The 20,756-nt window shown below is 61.2% G+C and carries 20 protein-coding genes; 16 read left to right on the forward strand and 4 right to left on the reverse strand.

The window, feature by feature from the left end:
* The first annotated feature begins 97 nt into the window (after window positions 1-97).
* The 12 genes from ABID12_RS01820 (at window position 98) to ABID12_RS01875 (ending at window position 14,708) form a co-directional block, all read left to right on the forward strand.
* Window positions 98-2,032, forward strand: coding sequence for a TonB-dependent receptor domain-containing protein (locus ABID12_RS01820; protein WP_354432862.1), 1,935 nt, complete (start codon window positions 98-100; stop codon window positions 2,030-2,032).
* 30 nt (window positions 2,033-2,062) lie between these two features.
* A complete protein-coding gene (locus tag ABID12_RS01825) occupies window positions 2,063-2,917 on the forward strand; it encodes an ABC transporter substrate-binding protein (RefSeq protein WP_354432863.1) in 855 nt (284 codons plus the stop codon).
* Window positions 2,910-3,911, forward strand: coding sequence for a FecCD family ABC transporter permease (locus ABID12_RS01830; protein ID WP_354432864.1), 1,002 nt, complete (start codon window positions 2,910-2,912; stop codon window positions 3,909-3,911). Before ABID12_RS01825 ends, ABID12_RS01830 begins: the two co-directional genes overlap by 8 nt.
* Complete coding sequence (locus ABID12_RS01835; RefSeq protein ID WP_354432865.1) at window positions 3,911-4,672, forward strand: ABC transporter ATP-binding protein; 762 nt, start codon at window positions 3,911-3,913, stop codon at window positions 4,670-4,672. The genes ABID12_RS01830 and ABID12_RS01835 overlap by 1 nt, the downstream gene beginning before the upstream one ends.
* Before the next feature lie 198 nt (window positions 4,673-4,870).
* Window positions 4,871-6,121 carry an aspartate kinase gene (locus ABID12_RS01840; RefSeq protein WP_106307392.1) on the forward strand — a complete coding sequence of 417 codons (1,251 nt, stop codon included), beginning with the start codon at window positions 4,871-4,873 and terminating at the stop codon, window positions 6,119-6,121.
* A gap of 82 nt (window positions 6,122-6,203) precedes the next feature.
* Complete coding sequence (gene ptsP, locus ABID12_RS01845; RefSeq protein WP_106307395.1) at window positions 6,204-8,471, forward strand: phosphoenolpyruvate--protein phosphotransferase; 2,268 nt, start codon at window positions 6,204-6,206, stop codon at window positions 8,469-8,471.
* A gap of 57 nt (window positions 8,472-8,528) precedes the next feature.
* The gene (prfA, locus tag ABID12_RS01850) at window positions 8,529-9,611 is read left to right on the forward strand and encodes a peptide chain release factor 1 (protein ID WP_106307304.1); all 1,083 of its coding nucleotides are present in this window, start codon (window positions 8,529-8,531) and stop codon (window positions 9,609-9,611) included.
* A gap of 10 nt (window positions 9,612-9,621) precedes the next feature.
* Window positions 9,622-10,488, forward strand: coding sequence for a peptide chain release factor N(5)-glutamine methyltransferase (gene prmC / locus ABID12_RS01855; protein WP_354432866.1), 867 nt, complete (start codon window positions 9,622-9,624; stop codon window positions 10,486-10,488).
* 318 nt (window positions 10,489-10,806) lie between these two features.
* On the forward strand, window positions 10,807-11,568 hold the full coding sequence (locus ABID12_RS01860) for a DUF4167 domain-containing protein (RefSeq protein WP_354432867.1): 762 nt from the start codon (window positions 10,807-10,809) through the stop codon (window positions 11,566-11,568).
* Window positions 11,569-11,715: 147 nt separating this feature from the next.
* Window positions 11,716-12,348: a (d)CMP kinase gene (gene cmk, locus ABID12_RS01865; protein ID WP_354432868.1), complete on the forward strand. Its 633-nt coding sequence runs from the start codon at window positions 11,716-11,718 to the stop codon at window positions 12,346-12,348.
* A 171-nt stretch (window positions 12,349-12,519) separates the two neighbouring features.
* Window positions 12,520-14,226: a 30S ribosomal protein S1 gene (gene rpsA, locus ABID12_RS01870; RefSeq protein ID WP_106307313.1), complete on the forward strand. Its 1,707-nt coding sequence runs from the start codon at window positions 12,520-12,522 to the stop codon at window positions 14,224-14,226.
* 128 nt (window positions 14,227-14,354) lie between these two features.
* A complete protein-coding gene (locus tag ABID12_RS01875; protein WP_354432869.1) occupies window positions 14,355-14,708 on the forward strand; it encodes a DUF6665 family protein in 354 nt (117 codons plus the stop codon).
* Between the two features lie 75 nt (window positions 14,709-14,783).
* On the opposite strand, the gene ABID12_RS01880 is transcribed toward ABID12_RS01875, so the two are convergent.
* Window positions 14,784-14,957 carry a YdcH family protein gene (locus tag ABID12_RS01880; protein ID WP_106307316.1) on the reverse strand — a complete coding sequence of 58 codons (174 nt, stop codon included), beginning with the start codon at window positions 14,955-14,957 and terminating at the stop codon, window positions 14,784-14,786.
* 273 nt (window positions 14,958-15,230) lie between these two features.
* Between ABID12_RS01880 and purE the strand changes: the two genes are divergently transcribed.
* The 4 genes from purE (at window position 15,231) to ABID12_RS01900 (ending at window position 17,735) form a co-directional block, all read left to right on the forward strand.
* Complete coding sequence (purE, locus tag ABID12_RS01885; protein WP_227023671.1) at window positions 15,231-15,734, forward strand: 5-(carboxyamino)imidazole ribonucleotide mutase; 504 nt, start codon at window positions 15,231-15,233, stop codon at window positions 15,732-15,734.
* 4 nt (window positions 15,735-15,738) lie between these two features.
* The gene (locus ABID12_RS01890; protein WP_354432870.1) at window positions 15,739-16,812 is read left to right on the forward strand and encodes a 5-(carboxyamino)imidazole ribonucleotide synthase; all 1,074 of its coding nucleotides are present in this window, start codon (window positions 15,739-15,741) and stop codon (window positions 16,810-16,812) included.
* A gap of 127 nt (window positions 16,813-16,939) precedes the next feature.
* Entirely contained in the window at window positions 16,940-17,065 is a 126-nt protein-coding gene (gene ykgO / locus ABID12_RS01895; protein ID WP_018064355.1) for a type B 50S ribosomal protein L36, read from the forward strand.
* An 88-nt stretch (window positions 17,066-17,153) separates the two neighbouring features.
* Entirely contained in the window at window positions 17,154-17,735 is a 582-nt protein-coding gene (locus ABID12_RS01900) for a tetratricopeptide repeat protein (protein WP_354432871.1), read from the forward strand.
* Between the two features lie 82 nt (window positions 17,736-17,817).
* Here the strand turns inward: ABID12_RS01900 and cydX are convergent, their stop codons facing one another.
* The 3 genes from cydX to ABID12_RS01915 are packed head-to-tail and all read right to left on the reverse strand — an operon-like array spanning window position 17,818 to window position 20,753.
* Complete coding sequence (cydX, locus tag ABID12_RS01905) at window positions 17,818-17,940, reverse strand: cytochrome bd-I oxidase subunit CydX (protein WP_061449716.1); 123 nt, start codon at window positions 17,938-17,940, stop codon at window positions 17,818-17,820.
* Between the two features lie 56 nt (window positions 17,941-17,996).
* Window positions 17,997-19,151 (reverse strand): cytochrome d ubiquinol oxidase subunit II, encoded by a 1,155-nt coding sequence (gene cydB, locus ABID12_RS01910; protein ID WP_354432872.1) that lies wholly within the window; start codon window positions 19,149-19,151, stop codon window positions 17,997-17,999.
* A gap of 6 nt (window positions 19,152-19,157) precedes the next feature.
* Window positions 19,158-20,753: a cytochrome ubiquinol oxidase subunit I gene (locus ABID12_RS01915; protein WP_106307917.1), complete on the reverse strand. Its 1,596-nt coding sequence runs from the start codon at window positions 20,751-20,753 to the stop codon at window positions 19,158-19,160.
* Window positions 20,754-20,756: the final 3 nt, after the last annotated feature.

Genomic DNA, 20,756 nt, shown 5'->3' on the forward strand with positions numbered 1-20,756 from the left:
CGGGACAGGATCGCGACCGGGTGTTTCCGCGTCAAAAGCAGTTGTCCCCGACGGGCTTTTTCGGCCGGCGTCACGCCGACCGCCTTGGGGACATGGAATGAACAAATCTCTGCTTGCGGCCTCTGCCGCGCTTTTGGCCCTGATACCGGCACAGCAGGTGCTGGCGCAGGACGCCGCGCCTTTCGACGATGTCGTGACCGAGCTTGAACCGGTCTATGTGACCACGCCTTTGCGCCGTCCTTCAACGATCACGCAATCAACCTCCACCGTGACGGTGATCGATGAGGAAGATATCGCAAAATCCGCAGCGCCCGACCTGCCGTCGCTTCTGCGGAAATATCCGGGCGTCAACATCACCACCAATGGCGGGCAGGGCGCGCAGGCCTCGGTGACGTTGAGGGGGGCAAGCGCATCGCAGACGCTGGTGCTTGTCGACGGCATGCGGGTGGCCTCCGCCACGGCGGGCTCGGCCTATCTTTCCAATATACCGCTGTCGGCCATCGAACGGGTTGAAATCGCCGAAGGCGCGCACTCCGCCCAGTGGGGCGCGGATGCGATCGGCGGTGTCATCAACATCATTACCAGGGACGGATCGGCCTGTGCGAACGGTGCGGCGATCTGCACCACGGTCGAAACCGGTGTGACCTGGCCCTGGGGCGGCTTCGGCACGATCGCCACGCGCGGGATCACCGACAACGGCGTCGATTTCAATCTCGGCCTCTCCCTGATCGGGACCGAGGGTTATGATTTCACCACGCCGGCCAATTCGGTTCATGAAGCCGGGCGCGATGGTTTCCTGCAGGGCTCGCTCAACTATTCGATCGGCAAGGACTTCACCTGGGGCCGGCTCTATTCGGAAGGCTTTTATGCCCGCTCCAACCCGCATTTCGACAGCGCGCCCTATGCCGACTGGGTGACCGGAGACACGGTCTACGGCGCCAATCAGTCGATCCAGACCAATTCGGCCTTCAAGCTCGGTGCCGAAGTGGATCATTCCGACGACTGGTCGTCGGTCTTCGAAATCTACTCGGCCTTCGACTACCAGAAGAATTTCCGCGATGGCCATCCGGAAGCCGACACGCATTACGACACCAACCGGTTTGGTCTTTCCGCCTCCACCACGAAGGAAGTGTTCACCGGCGGAGCGCTCAATACCTTCACCCTCGGTGGCGAGGCCTATCGCGAGACGGTGGACAGTTCCGTCGATTACACCGAGACCAGCCGCAATGTCGGCGCGTTTTATGGCCAGTACGGTCTTGAATACGAGGCGCTGACGCTGAATGCCGGCCTGCGCTACGATGCCGACGAGCAGTTCGGCGGCGCGCTTACTTATAATGCCGGGGTTGGCTATGAACTCGTCCCCGGCCTGACGGCGCGCGCCTCGTTTTCCACGGGCTTCAATGCCCCCACCTTCAACGATCTCTACTGGGCCTATGACGGTTCCTATATGGGCAATCCGGATCTCGACGCGGAAACCTCGAAGAACTGGGAAGCAGGCATCAATTGGGATTCGGGCAACGGCACGGTCATCGACCTCGTCTATTATGAGAACCATATCGACGACATGATCGCCTATGTGTCCGCGCCGCCGTCGTATATCGGCACGATGGAAAATATCGACAAGGCGAAGATTTCCGGTGTGCGGGCGGTCTGGTCGCAAGCGCTCATGGATGATCGTCTCGGTCTTGATTTCGGCTTCGAATATCGTTTGCCCGAAAATGAAACCAGTGACCAGTATATCGCCAATCAGAACCGTCTGAAGTTGACGGCAGCCGCAAGCTGGCAGGCAACCGAGGCGCTCAATCTCAATGCCGATATCGAATATGTCGGCAGCCGCTGGACCAATACGGCAAGCTTTAATCCCCAGCTTGGCGATTATACGCTGGTCAATGTCTCGGCGCTCTACGACATCGATCAGGCCGCCCGCGTCAAGTTCGCGGTGGAGAACCTGTTCGATGAAGACTATGAGACCGCCTACGGCTATAATGCGCCCGGCACCACGGTGACGCTTTCCTACCAAAGGACGTTCTAGATGATGCGGTCGGCGCGGTCGGCTCGAACAATGCTGTCTGTCAAAGCCGTCTGCGCCGGCCTTCTTTGCCTGTTTTCTGCTGTTCCTTCGGCTCTTGCACTCGATGAAGGAGACGCACCGGCCCGTGTGGTCTCGATCAATCTGTGCACCGATCAGATGGCGATGGCGCTTGCGGGCGAGGGGCAGCTCATTTCCATATCGGCTCTTGCCGTCGATCCGGCCGTCTCCGCCATGGCGGAAGAGGCCGCGGCCTATCCGCTCAATCACGGGCAGGCGGAGGAAGTGTTCCTTCTGAAACCGGATCTGGTGCTCGCCGGCAGCTATACCACCCGCGAGACGGTCAACCTTCTGAAACGGCTCGGTGTCCCCGTTGCCGAATTCGCGCCGGAGGCCTCGCTTGAGGATGTGCGCGACAATCTTCTGCGCATGGGTCATCTTCTGGGGCGTGAGGCGGCGGCCGAACGGATTGTCGCGGACATGGATGAAATGCGCGCGGCCCTGCTGGAACAGCCGGCAAGCGGCAAGACCGCAGCGCTTTACTATGCCAATGGCTACACCTCGGGCGAGGGCACGCTTGCCGGCGATATCGTTGCCGATGCGGGGCTCGACAATATCGGCATTTCCGCCGGTATCGATGGTCTCGGCCGCCTGCCGCTCGAACGCCTGATCATGGCGGCGCCCGAGGTTATCATCGGCGGCGACAGCGGCTATGATGCACCCGCACTGGCCGAGGCGCCGTTTGCCCATCCCGCGTTTCGCGCAGCGGCCGAAAAGGTAGAACTCATTGATCTTCCTAGTCGTCTGACGATCTGCGGCGGGCCGTTCAATCTTGACGCAATCGTCCGCCTCAGGAGTGGCCTCGCGGAAGGCAACGGACATGAGTGAACAGCGTCGTTATTGCCTGCTTCTTGCCGGTCTTGGCGTGCTCGTGAGTCTGCTTTTTCTGGCGTCTCTGACGGTTGGTCCAGCCGGTTTCGGGTTCCGGGCGGCATTGGCCGGGCTTTTCAGCCGGGATGCGGGCGCGATTGCGCTGATCATGCAGGAGATCAGGCTGCCGCGCGCGCTGCTGGGGTTCACCATCGGGGCAACGCTCGGCCTTTCGGGCGCGGTGCTGCAGGGCTATCTGCGCAATCCGCTGGCCGAGCCCGGCCTGCTCGGCGTTTCGGCGTCGGCCTCGTTCGGCGCGGTGATCGCGATCTATACCGGGCTTTCGGCGTTGTTTGTGCTGGCCTTGCCGATTCTGGCGCTTGCCTTCGCCTTTGCCTCCGTGGTGCTGGTGCGGTTTCTTGCCGGCGGCGGCGCGCGCAGTCTTTCCATTATCCTCGCCGGTGTCGCGGTCACCAGTTTTGCCGCCGCCATGACCTCGCTTGCGCTTAATCTTTCGCCCAATCCCTTCGCCGCCACGGAAATCATGTTCTGGATGCTGGGTTCGCTGGCCGATCGCTCGATGTTGCAGTTCTGGCTCTCCATCCCGTTCATGGCGTTCGGCTGGGTGCTGCTGTTTTCCGCAGCCCGCGCGCTCGATGCCATGATCCTCGGGCATGATGCGGCCGTCAGTCTCGGCCATGCGCCGAAAACCACCGAACGGCAGGTGATCTGGGGCGTGGCCGCAAGTGTCGGTGCGGCAACGGCCGTTTCCGGCGCAATCGGCTTTGTCGGGCTTGTGGTGCCGCACCTGCTGCGTCCGCTTGTCGGGTCCTTGCCCTCGCGCCTTCTGCCCGCCAGCGCGCTCGGGGGGGCTGCTGTCCTGCTCGCCGCCGATGTCGCCGTCCGGCTGATCGCGCCGGAGCGGGATTTGAAGATCGGGGTCGTGACCGCCCTGATCGGCGCGCCCTTTTTCCTGTGGCTGATCTACAAGACACGCCGGGAGCTGATCTGATGTTGCTGGAGGCTGACAAGCTCACTGTCCGCATCGGCGGGCGCGCGATTGTCGACAATGTCGCCTTTTCGGTCGGCCATGGCGAACTGGTCGGCCTGATCGGGCCGAACGGTGCGGGAAAGTCGACGCTGCTGAGGGCCTGTCTCGGGCTGATCGAGGCATCGGGCGATGTCAGTCTGTTGCAAATGCCGCTGGCGCAGATGACGCCGCTGCAGCGCGCGCGGGTGGTGGCCTATCTGCCGCAGGATCACGAGATTGCCTGGGCCGTTGCGGTGCGGCGCGTCGTGGGGCTTGGGCGTCAGCCCTGGCGGGAAAGCGGCGAGGCCGGTGGTCAGATCGTCGCCCGCGCCATGGAGCGCATGGGGGTCGACACGCTTGCCGAGCGCCGCGCCGATACGCTGTCGGGTGGCGAGCGCGCGCGAGTGCTGATTGCCCGCGCTCTGGCCCAGACCACGCCGCTGCTTGTGGCCGACGAACCCGTCGCGGGCCTCGATCCCGCCCACCAGATTGCGCTGATGGAGGTCTTCGTCTCGCTGCTGCGGGAGGGCCGGTCGGTGGTCTGCTCGCTGCACGATCTGGGGCTTGCCGCGCGCTGGTGTACCCGTCTGGTGATGCTGTCGGAAGGCCGCGTGGTGGCGGAGGGAACCCCCGAAACCGTGCTGACGGCGGAAAATCTGCGTCGGGTCTATGGTGTGGAGGCCTTTTTCGGCCATGCGGATGGCGGACCGGTGGTCATGCCGACCGGCCTTTCGGGCAAATAGAACTTTTGCGTTACCTGCCGTGCACAAACTCTTGCCAAGCGCCATTGCGCGCGGTGTCCGATTTCGCTAAGAAACCGCAGCTTTCCGGCTTCAGCTCCGGTCGCGACCTGAGCCGGCCGTCGATCGGAACCCGACGGAAATGTCATGGTGTTGCGTCCGCCATCGCTTTTGGACGTTCTTGAAGTCGAGTGTTGGAATATGGCCCGCATTGTCATGAAGTTCGGCGGCACGTCCGTCGCCAATATCGAGCGAATCCGCAATGTGGCCCGTCATGTCAAACGCGAGGTCGATGCCGGCCACGAGGTTGCCGTCGTCGTGTCCGCCATGGCCGGCAAGACCAATGAACTGGTCGAATGGACCCGCGAAGCCTCGCCGATGCATGACGCGCGTGAATATGACGTGGTCGTCTCCTCCGGCGAACAGGTCACCTCGGGGCTGCTGGCGATCGTGTTGCAGTCGATGGGCGTCAATGCGCGCTCCTGGCAGGGCTGGCAGCTGCCGATCAGAACCGACAGCACCCATGGCGCCGCCCGCATCGATGATATTGACGGTTCGGATATCGTCAAACGCATGGGTGAAGGCCAGGTCGCCGTCTGCGCCGGCTTTCAGGGTATCGGCCCGGATAACCGGATTGCGACACTCGGTCGCGGCGGCTCCGATACTTCCGCTGTCGCGGTTGCTGCTGCCGTGAAGGCCGATCGCTGCGATATCTACACCGATGTCGATGGCGTCTACACCACCGATCCGCGCGTCGAGCCGAAAGCCAAGCGCATGAAGAAAGTGGCATTCGAGGAAATGCTGGAGATGGCCTCGCTCGGCGCCAAGGTGCTGCAGGTGCGTTCGGTCGAACTGGCGATGGTTCATAAAGTGCGCACATTCGTGCGGTCGAGTTTCGAGGCGCCGGATGCGCCGGGCATGGGCGATTTCGACAATCCGCCCGGGACCCTGATTTGCGACGAGGATGAGATTTTGGAACAGGAAGTCGTGACCGGCATCGCGTATGCCAAGGATGAGGCACAGATCTCGCTGCGCCGTGTGGAAGACCGCCCCGGCGTTGCCGCGGCCATTTTCGGCCCGCTGGCCGAGGCTCATGTCAATGTCGACATGATCGTCCAGAACATTTCCGAGGACGGCACCCATACCGACATGACCTTCACCGTGCCGGCCTCCGACGTGGACAAGGCCAAGGCAGCGCTTGCCGCCCGCCATGACGATATCGGCTATGACGCGGTCCAGAGCGAAACCGAACTGGCGAAGATTTCGGTGATCGGCATCGGCATGCGCTCGCATTCGGGCGTTGCCGCATCGGCCTTCAAGGCGCTTTCCGAGAAGGGCATCAACATCAAGGCGATCACCACGTCGGAGATCAAGATCTCGATTCTGATCGACGGCGCCTACGCCGAACTTGCTGTCAGAACTTTGCATTCCTGCTACGGTCTCGATAAATAAGCCGTAGCGGAATGTCCTGAAAATTGTTTTCAGGACATTCCGAATGAAGCTTTTGAGGCTTCTCCACCGGGGACAGACTGTGATGAATCACCAAGCACCGAGTCCGCGTATTCTGCTCAAACGGCTCCGGGAACTGATGGCGGAGCCGCTGGAGCCGCAGGATCGTCTCGACCGTATCGTCGGCCAGATCGCCGATAATATGGTGGCGGCCGTGTGCTCGGTTTATGTCCTGCGGGCTGACAGCGTGCTTGAGCTTTACGCTACGCAGGGATTGAAGCGCGACGCGGTTCACCTGGCAAGCCTCAGGATGGGCCAGGGTCTGGTCGGCACGATTGCGGCTTCCGCACGGCCGCTGAACCTGTCGGATGCCCAGTCGCACCCGGCCTTCCGCTATCTGCCCGAAACCGGCGAAGAGATTTATCACTCCTTCATGGGCGTGCCGATCCTGCGCGCCGGCCGTACCCTTGGCGTTCTCGTGGTCCAGAACACCGATGAGCATGCCTATAGCGAGGAAGAGGTCGAGGCGCTGCAGACGGGGGCCATGCTGCTGGCCGAACTGATCGCCTCCGGAGACCTGAAGAAAATCACCCGGCCGGGGATGGAGCTTGACCTGACCCGCACGGTTTCGCTCTCCGGCGATGCCTATGGCGAAGGCATTGCGCTTGGCCATGCCGTGCTGCACGAGCCGCGCATCATGGTCAATAACCTCGTCAACGAGGACAGCGATGCCGAAATCGCGCGGCTGCGCGCGGCGATGGAAAAGTTGCGGTTTTCGATCGACGAGCTTTTGCAGCGTAACGATGTTTCCGCCGAGGGCGAGCACCGCGAGGTGCTGGAAACCTACCGGATGTTTGCCCATGATCGCGGCTGGGTCCGGCGGCTGGAAGAGGCGATAACGCTTGGCCTGACGGCCGAGGGCGCGGTGGAAAAGGTCCAGAGTGATACCAAGGCGCGGATGATCCGCCTGACCGATCCCTTCATGCGCGACCGCATGCATGATCTCGACGATCTTGCAAACCGGTTGCTGCGCCAGTTGACCGGCCATTCGGTCGATGCCGACGGCGAGGGGTTCCCCGACGACGCGATTATCGTCGCGCGCGCCATGGGCGCTGCCGAACTGCTCGACTATCCGCGCGAAAAGCTGCGCGGTCTCGTGCTTGAGGACGGATCGGCGACCAGCCATGTCATCATCGTGGCGCGCGCCATGGGCATTCCGGTCATCGGACAGGCCACCGGCGTGGCAGCCCAGGTGGAAAACGGCGATGCCGTGATCGTCGATGGCGATGATGGCGAGGTGCATGTGCGCCCGCTTGATGCCGTCGTGACGGCCTATGAGGAAAAGCTGAGGCTGCGCGCACGCCGCCAGGAACAGTTCCGCGCGCTTCGCTCCGTCGATCCGGTTTCGGCTGACGGCGTCAGGGTTCGGATGATGATGAATGCCGGGCTGCTGGTCGACCTGCCGCAGCTGGATGACAGCGGCGCGGAAGGCATCGGCCTGTTCCGCACCGAGCTGCAGTTCATGATCGCCTCGCGCATGCCCAAGGCGGCCGAGCAGGAAAGCTTCTACCGGCAGGTGCTCGATCATGCGGGCAATCGTCCCGTCACCTTCCGCACGCTCGATATCGGCTCCGACAAGGTGGTGTCCTATTTCCGCGCGCAGGAAGAGGAAAACCCGGCCATGGGCTGGCGCGCCATCCGTCTGGCGCTCGACCGGCCCTATCTGTTGCGCATGCAGCTTCGCGCCCTGATGAAGGCCACGGCCGGCGAAACGCTGAGGGTGATGGTGCCGATGGTTTCCGAGGTCGGCGAAATTCGCGCGGCCCGGGCCCTGATGGCCAAGGAAGTGCAGCACCTCACCCGGTTCGGCCATCAGGTGCCGCGCCGGATCGAGCTTGGCGCCATGCTGGAAGTGCCGGCCCTTCTTTACGAGATTGACGAGCTGATGGCCGAGGTCGATTTCGTCTCCGTCGGGTCCAACGATCTCTATCAGTTCTTCATGGCGATCGATCGCGGCAACGCCCGTGTCGCCGACCGGTATGACACGGTCAGCAAGCCCTTCCTCCGGATGCTGCGCGATATCGTGCGGGCGGGCGAGCGCAACAATGTGCCGGTGACGCTGTGCGGGGAATATGCCAGCAAGCCGATTTCCGCCCTTGCGCTGTTTGCGATCGGCTACCGCTCGGTTTCGATGTCTGCAACGGCCATCGGGCCGGTAAAGGCGATGCTGCTCGGTCTCGACATTGCCGCCGTCAGCGACGTTGTGAATGCGGCCCTCGATGACCCGTCCAATCTGACGCCGATGCGCGCGCTGCTCGAGCGTTTCGCCAGCGAGCACAATATTCCGCTTTAGCGACGCCCGAGAAGACAAAGCGGCAACAACACCAACAACAAGCGGAGATGACGAGGCGTGGCGAGGCTACCACAGGAAAAGATGCGGGAACTGGAACGGCGGTTTTCCGAGGTCGAGGCGCGCATGTCATCGGGTCCCGACGCGGAAACCTATGTGAAACTCGCCTCTGAATATGCCGAGCTGGACCCGGTTGTCGCAAAAATCCGTGCTTATCAGGCCGCCGAAAGCGAGCTTGCCGATCTCAACAGCCTGCTTGCCGACCGCGAGACCGAAAAGGAAATGCGCGCGCTGGCGGAAATGGAAGTGCCGGAACTGGAAGAGCGTATCGAGGCGCTGTCCGGCGAAATCCAGCTTCTGCTTTTGCCGCGCGATGCGGCGGACGAGAAAAGCGCGGTGCTGGAAATCCGCGCGGGAACCGGCGGCTCCGAGGCCGCGCTTTTTGCCGGCGACCTGTTTCGCATGTATGAGCGCTACGCATCGGACAAGGGCTGGAAGGTCGAGGTGTTGTCGGCCAGCGAGGGCGATGCCGGCGGTTACAAGGAAATCATCGCCTCTGTTTCCGGCAAGGGCGTGTTTTCACGGCTGAAATTCGAATCCGGCGTGCACCGGGTTCAGCGTGTGCCGGAAACCGAAGCCGGTGGCCGTATCCACACCTCCGCCGCCACCGTTGCCGTTTTGCCGGAAGCCGAGGATATCGATATCGAAGTCCGTCCGGACGATATCCGCATCGATACGATGCGCTCGTCGGGTGCGGGCGGCCAGCATGTGAACACCACCGATTCGGCGGTGCGCATCACCCATATTCCCACCGGCATCGTCGTCACCAGCTCGGAAAAATCGCAGCACCAGAACCGGGCAAAGGCGATGCAGGTTCTGCGCGCCAAGCTGTTCGACATGGAACGCCAGCGCGCCGACAGCGAGCGCTCCGCCGACCGCAAGAGCCAGGTTGGCTCCGGCGACCGCTCCGAGCGTATCCGCACCTATAATTTCCCGCAGGGACGCGTCACCGACCACCGCATCAATCTCACGCTTTACAAGCTCGATCAGGTGATTGCCGGCGATCTCGACGAGATCGTCGATGCGCTGGTTGCCGATTACCAGGCCGGCCAGCTTGCCCTTCTCGGCGTTCAGGACGGTTGAGGAAACGGGCGTGGCGACACTTCAGGCGATCTATCGTCAGGCCGCTGACGCCTTTGCCGCAGCCGGGCTCGATGCACCGGCAGACGACGCCCGGCATCTGGTGAGCGGCATACTCGGCCTTTCGCTTTCCGGGATGATGAGCGAGGGCGCGCGCGAACTGGAGGCTGACGAGGAGGCTGCCGTTGCGGCGGCCGTCAAGAGGCGGCTTGCCTGCGAACCGGTCTACCGGATCCTCGGCGCCCGCGAATTCTACGGGCTCGATTTCATGCTGTCTGACGATACGCTGGAACCGCGGCCGGATACCGAAATTCTGGTCGAGCACTGTCTGCCCTGGCTTGAACGGGCGGTGCAGCGCAACGGGGCTGCCCGCATTGTCGATCTGGGTACCGGAACCGGGGCCATTGCGGTCGCACTTTTGAAAAATTGTGCCGAAACCACAGCACTGGCGACAGATATTGCCGAAGGGGCTCTTGAAACGGCGCGCGCCAATGCCTTGATAAATGGTGTTGCAGACCGTTTCGTCACCAGGCGCGGGCCGTGGTTTTCCGCGGTGCAGGGTCGTTTCGACATGATTGTGTCAAATCCGCCCTATATCGTGTCTGATGTGATCGCGACGCTGGCGCCGGAGGTGCGGGAGCATGATCCCGCTCTTGCGCTGGACGGCGGTGCAGACGGTCTTGACGCCTATCGGGCAATCGCGGCGCAAGCCGATGCTCATCTCGCCGAAAATGGCGTTATCGCGCTTGAAATCGGCTTTGACCAGAAGGACATGGTAACAGCAATCTTCCGTGAAGCGGGCTTCACGCCGGTGGAAAGCCATCGGGATCTGGGCGGAAATGACCGCGTTGTCATTTTTGCAAGCGCTCGGAAAAGCTGAAAATCGCCCCGGGTCCGGCCTTTTTGAAAACAGGTGAAGAAAGGGCTTGGAATTTCGGGACAAGCACGATAGGTTGCACGCACGCAAAACGGTGACTGAAAGAAACAGCGATTCGTCGCTTGGCCGCAGTCTCAAGGTTTTCCGTCCAATGTTGGTTCATTGTGACATGCCGTTTTTTGCGTGATTCAGGTATTTGGATTCCACGAATGGCAGCGCGCGTTTTGCCCTGCCGACGGGGCTATGCCGTCATGTTTCGCTGATGCGAAAGCGGTAGACGGACAAGCTCGACCATTGACAGAAAATTCAGGTGAATACTCCATGAGGCCAGGACAGCAGAATAAGCGCAGCCGGGGGCGCGGCGGCAATAATAACTTTAACCGCAAGGGCGCCAACCCGCTGACCCGGACCTATGACAGTACCGGTCCTGATGTGAAGGTGCGGGGCACCGCGCAGCATGTCGCCGAAAAGTACATGTCGCTTGCGCGCGATGCGCAAAGTTCGGGCGACCGTGTCATGGCGGAGAACTACCTCCAGCACGCCGAGCACTATAACCGCATCATCGCCGCCGCCCAGTCCCAGCTTCAGGAGCGTCACCAGCGTGACGACCGCTCCGACAGCAATGACGACAATGACGATAATGCGGCCAGGAAGAACAATAATAACGGCAACCAGCCGTCGGCCGATGAGCGCAGCGAACGCAAGGAACAGCCGCGCAGGCAGGAAAAACAGGTCGATGCCGACGGGCCGCAGCCGGTTATTGACGGAACACCCGCCGAGGTTGCAGCCGAAGAGGCTGATGGCCAGCCGGCGCCGAAGTCACGCCGCCGCACACCGGCCGCCAGCCGTCCGCGCCGCACCAAGCGCGCCGCTGCCGCCGACAATAGCGGCGAGGAAGGCAATGCCGCTCCCGCCGAGGTGAACGCTGCAGAGGCAAATGCCGCAGAGGCGGAAGCTCCGAAAAAGCCGGCACGTCGCCGCCGCACGCCAAAGGCCGAAGCCGGTGCAGATGATGCGTCCGCCAAGGACACGCCTGCCGACAAGGACAAGACGCCGGCCATGGCGGACGGTCCTTCGGAATAAGCGCCAGGCATTCAGAATTCTCGCAAACAGGCCCGGTCATGATGTCCGGGCCTGTTTCGTTTGTTTTCCGGCGGATGCGTTCGATAACCGGTTTTGATCTTTGCGGTGATGCGCTATGTCACCGTCAAACGGAACGGGACGATCTTCATGGGCTTTGTCATCGCAATCGACGGACCGGCGGCGGCCGGCAAGGGTACGCTCGCACGCAAGCTGGCAGAACATTACGGTTTGCCGCATCTCGATACCGGCCTGACCTATCGGGCCACCGCCAAGGCGCTTGTCGATGCGGGAAAACCCCTCGATGACGAGACGATTGCCGCCGAAACCGCCGCCGCGATTGATCTCGGCAATCTCGATCGCGCCGTGCTGTCGGCGCACGAAATCGGTGAAGCGGCATCGAAAGTCGCAGCTATGCCGTCGGTGCGCGTGGCGCTGGTTGAAGCCCAGCGGCGTTTTGCCGAGGCCGGCAGGGGCGCAGTGCTCGACGGCCGTGATATCGGCACGGTGGTTTGCCCCGATGCGCCGGTGAAGCTTTATGTCACGGCAGACGCGGAAATTCGCGCCAGACGGCGTTATGACGAGATCGTGGCCAGAGGCGAGACGGCGGATTTCACGCAGATTCTGGACGATGTGCGCCGTCGCGATGAACGCGATATGGGGCGAAAGGACAGTCCCTTGCGCCCCGCGGACGATGCGCACTTGCTTGATACGTCCAAAATGGGTATAGAAGCCGCGTTTCGGGCCGCCTGCGCGTATGTGGACAAGCGGCTCGACCCGTAATGCATGCGGAGGAGGCTCCGCAAATTGAGGTTTTCACTGCATCCATGCGCCGGAATGCTCTTTCGCCCTGAAACAGGGTGAAGAGGGATGCGGTGACAGCCAAAGATCAACACCAGCCACCGGCGCAACGCGTGTTCGGCCTGAAATGACCGACACGATCCAGGAGTTTTTATGACTGCACAAACCCCCACGCGCGACGATTTCGCCGCAATGCTCGAGGAATCCTTCGGCGCGAACAATGATCTTGCCGAAGGCTATGTTGCCAAGGGCCTGGTCACCGCCATTGAAAAGGATATGGCCATCATCGACGTCGGCCTGAAGGTCGAAGGTCGTGTGCCGCTGAAGGAATTCGGCGTGCGCGGCAAGGATGGCGAACTGAAGGCCGGCGACGAAGTTGAAGTCTATGTCGAGCGCATCGAAAACGCGCTGGGCGAGGCTGTTCTGTCGCGTGAGAAGGCCCGTCGCGAAGAGGCTTGGGTCAAGCTCGAAGCCAAGTTCGAGGCCGGCGAGCGCGTCGAAGGTCAGATATTCAACCAGGTCAAGGGTGGCTTCACGGTCGACCTCGACGGTGCGATCGCCTTCCTGCCGCGTTCCCAGGTGGACATCCGTCCGATCCGCGACGTATCCCCGCTGATGCACACGCCGCAGCCGTTCGAAATCCTCAAGATGGACAAGCGCCGCGGCAACATCGTCGTTTCGCGCCGGACCGTTCTTGAAGAAAGCCGTGCGGAACAGCGTTCGGAAATCGTCCAGAACCTCGAAGAGGGCCAGGTCGTTGAAGGTGTTGTCAAGAACATCACCGATTACGGCGCCTTCGTCGATCTCGGCGGCATCGACGGTCTGCTGCATGTCACCGACATGGCATGGCGTCGCGTCAACCACCCGACCGAGCTTCTGTCCATCGGCCAGAACGTCAAGGTTCAGATCATCCGCATCAACCAGGAAACGCACCGCATTTCCCTGGGCATGAAGCAGCTTGAAGCTGACCCGTGGGATGGCATCCAGGCCAAGTATCCGGAAGGCAAGAAGATTTCCGGTACCGTTACGAACATCACCGATTACGGTGCGTTCGTCGAGCTGGAGCCGGGCATTGAAGGCCTGATCCACATCTCGGAAATGTCCTGGACCAAGAAGAACGTCCACCCCGGCAAGATCCTGTCGACCACGCAGGATGTCGAAGTTGTCGTTCTCGAAGTCGATCCGGCCAAGCGCCGCATTTCGCTCGGTCTCAAGCAGACGCTTGAAAATCCGTGGGAAGCCTTCTCCTTCTCGCATCCGTCCGGTACGGAAGTCGAAGGCGAGATCAAGAACAAGACCGAATTCGGCCTGTTCATCGGTCTCGAAGGCGACGTCGACGGCATGGTTCACCTTTCCGATCTCGACTGGAACCGTCCGGGCGAGCAGGTCATCGAGGAATACAACAAGGGCGATATCGTCAAGGCTGTTGTTCTCGATGTGGACATCGAAAAGGAACGCATCTCGCTCGGCATCAAGCAGCTCGGCAAGGATTCGCTGACGGAAGCAGCCGCTTCCGGCGAACTGCGCAAGGGTGCTGTTGTTTCCTGCGAAGTGACCGACACCAACGATGGCGGCGTCGAAGTCAAGCTCGTCAACCACGACGATGTTTCGGCCTTCATCCGCCGTTCGGATCTGGCCCGCGACCGCGACGAACAGCGCCCCGAGCGTTTCTCGGTCGGCCAGGTGTTCGACGCCCGCGTCACCAACTTCTCCAAGCGCGACCGCAAGGTCATGCTCTCCATCAAGGCGCTTGAAATCGCCGAGGAGAAGGAAGCTGTTGCACAGTTCGGTTCGTCCGACAGCGGCGCTTCGCTCGGTGACATTCTCGGCGCCGCCCTGAAGGGCCGCGACGACCAGTAAGCACTGCTTACGCCGTGAATACTAAACCGCCGGGTGGCAACGCCCGGCGGTTTTTTGTTGTGCCTGCTGTCTTGACCTCCGTCGGCCGGTTTCCGATGTTTGAGGAAGGAAGAGCGAAGGAAAAGACCATGGCCAAGAAGACGCCGATACTGCCCGGAACGAACAGCAGGCCGCTCGATCCGGAGATGGATGCCCTGCAATACGAGATCATGCAGGAGACGGCGCAGGCGCTGGGGCGGATCGGACGGCGGCTGGAGGAGGCGTTGGCAGCCCTGAAGCGCCATGACGAGACGCCGGGTTCCAATCAGGACCGCGACGAACTGGTGCAGGCGGCGGCCGACAGGGCCTTTGCGCTGTTCATCCAGCGTGATTATCTGGGGCTCAAGACCGATCATCACCTGAAATCGACCTATGATATTCCCCGCGAGGTGATGCTACGCGTCGGCGTGATGAAGAAGGCCGAAAAGGCCGACAAGACCTGAAAGCGCTCTGAAATAGCCGCAAAAAAACGCCCCGGTCAAAAGCCGGGGCGTTGCATTCCTGGAAAGGGACTATGATCAGTTCACAGATTGCTGAAGGCGCTCGATTTCGTCCTTGAGCACAAGTTTCTTGCGTTTGAGTTCTGCAATTTCCTCATCTTGACTGGATGGCGAGGAGATCACGTTCTGCAGCTCTTTTTCGAGCGCGGAATGTTTTTCCTCAAGGGCGGCAAGGTGGGTCTGAACTGTCATTTCAACACGTCCTTCCTTTGTTTATCGCCGCAGGATGCGGCGCCTCGTCATCGATTTGCAATAAAACAATGCCATGTTTCAGCACACTTGTCGAAGGCGGAAATGTGATTTTCCGGCGGCATTTTCAATGTCTGCGCTATCACCCTTCGCAAGCTCGCTTTTCACCGAAAACGAATGATGCTAAAGCCGTTTTCAGGCCTTTTTCGGCCACATTTGACCGTGGCCTCGTCGCGGTTTCGCCAGAACTGGAATTACGACTGAAACGGAAGGCCGATGAGCCCGATCATGAATCCGCCCGTCGCCATTGCCATGGGCTCCCAGTCAGACTGGGAAACGATGAAGAATGCTGCCGATACGCTCGATGTTCTCGAAATCGATTATGATGCGCGCATCATCTCGGCCCACCGCACGCCGGACCGGCTTTACGACTTTGCCCGCGGTGCGCGCGGCGAAGGGTTTCAGGTCATCATCGCCGGCGCCGGCGGTGCTGCCCATCTGCCGGGCATGCTGGCGGCCATGACGCCGCTGCCGGTGTTCGGCGTTCCGGTTCAGTCGCGTGCGCTTTCCGGCCAGGACAGCCTGCTTTCAATCGTGCAGATGCCGGCGGGCGTGCCTGTTGGAACGCTGGCGATCGGCAAGGCGGGTGCCGTCAATGCCGCGCTGCTTGCCGCCGCCGTTCTGGCGCTCTCGGACGAGGAGCTTGCCGGCAGGCTCGATGACTATCGGGCCCGTCAGGCGGCCCATGTCGCAGAATATCCCATCGACAAGGATGAGTGAGTCCATGAAAACCATCGGTATCGTCGGCGGCGGCCAGCTCGGCCGCATGCTGGCCATGGCTGCCGCCCGGCTCTCCATCCGCACGGTCATTCTGGAGCCGCAGGCGGACTGTCCTGCAGCACAGGTGGCAAATGCGCATATCGTGGCGGCCTATGACGATGAAAGCGCGCTTGAAGAGCTTGCCGCCCACTGCAATGTCATCACCTATGAATTCGAAAACGTGCCGGAAAAAAGCGCGGCCCAGCTTGCGGGCAAACGCCCCGTCTATCCGCCCGCGCGCGCCCTTTCGATTTCGCAGGATAGGCTCACCGAAAAATCCTTTCTCAATGAATGCGGCATTCCGACAGCTGGCTTTCACGCGGTCGACACCCGCGCCGATCTCGATGCCGCGCTTGACCTGTTTGGCGGGCGCGGTGTGCTGAAGACGCGCCGTTTCGGTTATGACGGCAAGGGGCAGTGGGTTTTTACCGGTAGCGGCGACGATGCCGATGCCGCCTTTGCCGCGCTTGCCGGAGCGCCGGCGATCTTCGAGGAATGGATCGATTTCGAGCGCGAAATTTCGGTGATCGCAGCGCGTGGTATCGATGGCGCCTTTGTCTCATTCGATCCGGCGGAAAACGAGCATCGTGATGGCATACTGCGGATTTCGCGGGTGCCGGCCCGCGTGTCCGATGAACTTGTCGAAAACGCGAAAATCGCCGCCGAAAAACTGCTTTCGGCTCTTGGCTATGTTGGCGTTGCGGGCCTTGAACTGTTTGTTGCGCGTGACGGACGTCTGCTTGCCAATGAGTTTGCCCCGCGGGTGCACAATTCCGGCCACTGGAGCGAGGCGGCCTGTGTGATCTCGCAGTTCGAGCAGCATATTCGCGCCGTCTGCGGCCTGCCGCTGATCGATCCTGTCCGCCACAGCGATTGCGTGATGCACAATATCATCGGCGACGATATGGACGATATTCCGCGCTGGATGGCGACGCCCGGCGCACTGGTGCATCTCTATGGCAAGGACGAAAGCCGGCCGGGCCGCAAGATGGGCCATGTCACCGTGCTTCATCCGCATGAAAACCACCGGAACGGTTGACTTTCGCGCAGCCATTCGCTAGGAACCGGCCACAGCCAAGCGCGCCTCCTTCCGGCGCGCTTTTGAATGTTGAAACAGACCGCCTTTACTGATCAGTCGAGAGCGGCACAAACAGCGGATCGAAAACATGAAGATCAAGAATTCGCTCAAGGCGCTCAAGTCCCGTCACCGGGAAAACCGTCTGGTGCGCCGCAAGGGCCGTGTATACATCATCAACAAGCAGAACCCGCGCTTCAAGGCTCGTCAGGGCTGAGTGCGTGTAACCGGACCGTGACCGGGCCGGTGCAATATCTGTTTGACCTTTTGCCATGACGGGATACCATCCCGTCATGCGCTTTTTTATGCCTGCTTTTCTGACATTCGTTTCGCTGGCGCCGCTGGCCGGTATGCCTGCGCTCGCGCAAACGGCCGATGGCGCCGATGTTGCGGCTGTGACGACGCCTGCCGACCCGCTCGATGCGTTGTATCGCCAGCTTGTGCGCACGCGCGATCCCGCCGAGGCTGCCGCTTATGCCAGGGACATCGACGATTATCTCGACCGCTCGCCCAGCGCGACAGTGTCGTTGCTGATCAAGTCTTCGGATGACGCGGAGGCCGATGGCCGCACCGCCGCCGCGCTCGATTTCCTGTCGGAGGCGATTGCGCTCAGGCCCGATGAACCGGCGGCCTATCGCAAGCGCGCCGTGCTTCATTATACCCATGGCGATCTGAACCGGGCGATGGATGACATCGGCACGGCGCTTGCGCTGGAACCGCGCGATTTCGGCGGACTCGGGCTGATGGCGACCATCCTCGACCGCACCGGCCGGCCCGAAGCAGCACTTGAGGTCTGGCGGCGTTATCTCGATTTTTATCCCGCCGATCGCGATGTCGGCTCTTATGTCGATACGACCGAAAACGAACTGGCGGGTGAGCGGTTGTAAACAGCTTCCGTCGGAGAACGGACATGAAAAGGCCCGGGCCTGCGATTGGCAGACCCGGGCTTTTTATTCCAGCAGGTGCGCGTCAGCCCTGTTTCTGGCTCTGGCGCTCCTTGGCGCGGTCATCCATCAGCTCGTACCACATGGCGTTCAGCACCGCGAAGAGTGCTGCCAGCGGCAGACCGAGGATCCAGGCGAAATACCACATTGATATCTCCTTTTACGGGTTTCGGTGAGCCGGACCCGAAGGTCCGGCCCTGTCACTCAGTATGCGTGGCTGTCCGGGTTGGTCACATCCTCGTTCGTCACCTTGCCCCACATGATGTGATAGACATAGGAGGTGTAGAGCAGGATGATCGGCACGAAGATCAGCGCGCAGACCAGCATGATGAACAGCGTCAGCTGGCTGGACGATGAATCCCAGGCTGTCAGGCTTGCAGCGGGCTGCTGCGAAGACGGCAGGATGAAGGGGAACATCGCCACGCCGGGCGTTGCAACCACACCGAAGACCGAGATGCTGGACGACAGCATGGCCAGTGTCGGTTTGCTGCCCTTCAGCCCGATGAACGCGCCGAGTGCGCCGAGAAAGCCCAGTGCCGGTGCGAGCATCATCCAGGGATAGCGCCCGTAATTGGCAAACCATGCACCCTGTTCACGCGCCACGTCGCTCATCAGCGGGTTGGAGGGGCCACCGGCATCGACAGTGCTGGTAAAGGCATAGCCGTCAATACCGTAGTAAAGCCAGACGCCGGCCAGCGCGAACAGCACGATCAGGACAAGAGCCGCAATCGAACCGAAAGAGCGCGAGCGGTCGTTGACCGGACCTTCCGTCTTGGTCGACAGGTAGGCTGCACCATGCATGACCAGCATGGCGACGCAGACCAGACCGGCCAGCAGTGCGAAGGGGTTCAAAAGGCCGAAGAACGAACCGTCGTAGAAGATACGGAGGTCGTCATCGAACCGGAAGGGAACGCCCTGCAGCACATTGCCGAGCGCCACGCCGAAGATCAGCGTTGGCACGAAGCCGCCGATGAACAGCAGCCAGTCCCAGGTGTTGCGCCAGGTGGCGCTTTCACGCTTGGAGCGGTACTTGAAGCCGACCGGGCGCAGGATGAGCGCGAACAGGATCGCGAACATCGCCAGATAAAAGCCCGAGAAGGATACGGCGTAGATGGCCGGCCACGCCGCGAAGATCGCGCCGCCGCCGAGGATGAGCCAGACCTGATTGCCTTCCCAGACCGGGCCGATCGTGTTGACGACAACGCGTCGTTCGGTATCGCCCTTGGCGACGAAAGGCAGCAGCGTTGCCGTGCCGAGGTCGAAGCCGTCCATGATGGCAAAGCCGATCAGCAGAACGCCGAGCAACAGCCACCAGATAACGCGGAGGACTTCGTAGGATATGAGATCGTGTAGTACCATGATGTTTTACTCCGCTGGTGCCACTTCGACGCCCTTGACCCGGCGGAAGCCGAGAACGGGCATTTCCGGTCCGTTGTCAGGCTGCGGTCCCTTGCGGATCGCGGCGAGCATCAGGCCCATTTCGACGATGAACAGCACCGTGTAGATGCCAACAAAGCCGGCAATCGTGAGGAGCAGCGTGCCCGCACCGAGGCTGGAGACAGCAAGCGCCGTCGGCAGGATGCCCTCGATGATCCACGGCTGACGGCCGAGCTCGGCGACGATCCATCCCGCTTCTGCGGCAATCCACGGCAGCGGAATGATCCAGACTGCGAGGTGCAGCAGCCAGCGATGGCTGTCGAGGCGGCGGCGTGCCGACAGATAGAAGAACACAGCCATTACCGCGATGAACAGGAAACCGCATGCAACCATGATGCGGAACGACCAGAACAGTGTGCCGACCGGCGGAACGAGGCTGTTGGCCGCCTCTTCGATCTGTGCCGGTGTGGCCTGGCTCGGATCGTCGACATAGCGCTTCAGCAGATAGGCATAGCCGAGGTCGTTGCCATACTGTTCAAGCGTGGCCTGATCCGCCGTATCCGGCGTGCCGGTTCCCATGGCCTGACGCATGTTGGTCAGCGCGTTATAGGCGAGGATACCGTTTTCGATCCGGGTCTTGCCGCTTTCGACCAGTTCGTTGATGCCCTCGATCGGGGTATCCAGCGAACGCGTGCCGATCAGGCCCATGACCCACGGTATTCTGACGGCGTAATGCGTCTCGCGGTCCTGGGTATCGGGAATGCCGAACAGGGTGAAGGATGCAGGTGCGGGCTCGGTGTCCCACATGGCCTCGAGCGAAGCCAGCTTCATCTTCTGGTGTTCGGTGGTCAGATATCCGCTTTCGTCACCCAGCACGACGACCGAAAGCGCCGCAGCCAGGCCGAACGAACAGGCAATCGTCATCGAACGCTTGGCGAGTTCGACATGACGTCCCTTCAGCACATACCAGGCGCCGACGCCGAGCACGAACACCGAAGCGGTGACATAGCCTGCAGATACCGTATGCACGAACTTGGCCTGGGCAACCGGATTGGTCAGCACCTGGAAGAAGTTGGAGACTTCCATGCGCATCGTAACCGGGTTGAATGTCGAGCCGACCGGGTTCTGCATCCAGCCATTGGCAATCAGGATCCACAGAGCCGACAGGTTCGAGCCGATGGCCACGCACCAGGTGGTGATCAGATGGGCAACCCGCGACATGCGGTCCCAGCCGAAGAAGAACAGGCCGACAAAGGTGGCTTCCAGGAAGAAGGCCATCAGCCCTTCAATCGCCAGCGGTGCACCGAAGATGTCGCCGACATAGTGGCTGTAATAGCTCCAGTTCATGCCGAACTGGAATTCCATAACGATACCGGTGGAAACGCCGAGTACGAAGTTGATGCCGAACAGCGTCCCCCAGAATTTTGTCATTTGCCGCCATATGCGGCGGCCCGTCATGACGTAGGTCGTTTCCATGATCGCCACGATCATGGAAAGGCCCAGCGTCAACGGCACAAACAAAAAGTGGTATAGTGCCGTCATAGCAAATTGAAGGCGCGATAGCGCCACGATGTCCAGTTCCATTGC

Source organism: Martelella mangrovi (assembly GCF_040545495.1).
In the GTDB taxonomy this organism is placed as follows: Bacteria; Pseudomonadota; Alphaproteobacteria; order Rhizobiales; family Rhizobiaceae; genus Martelella; species Martelella mangrovi.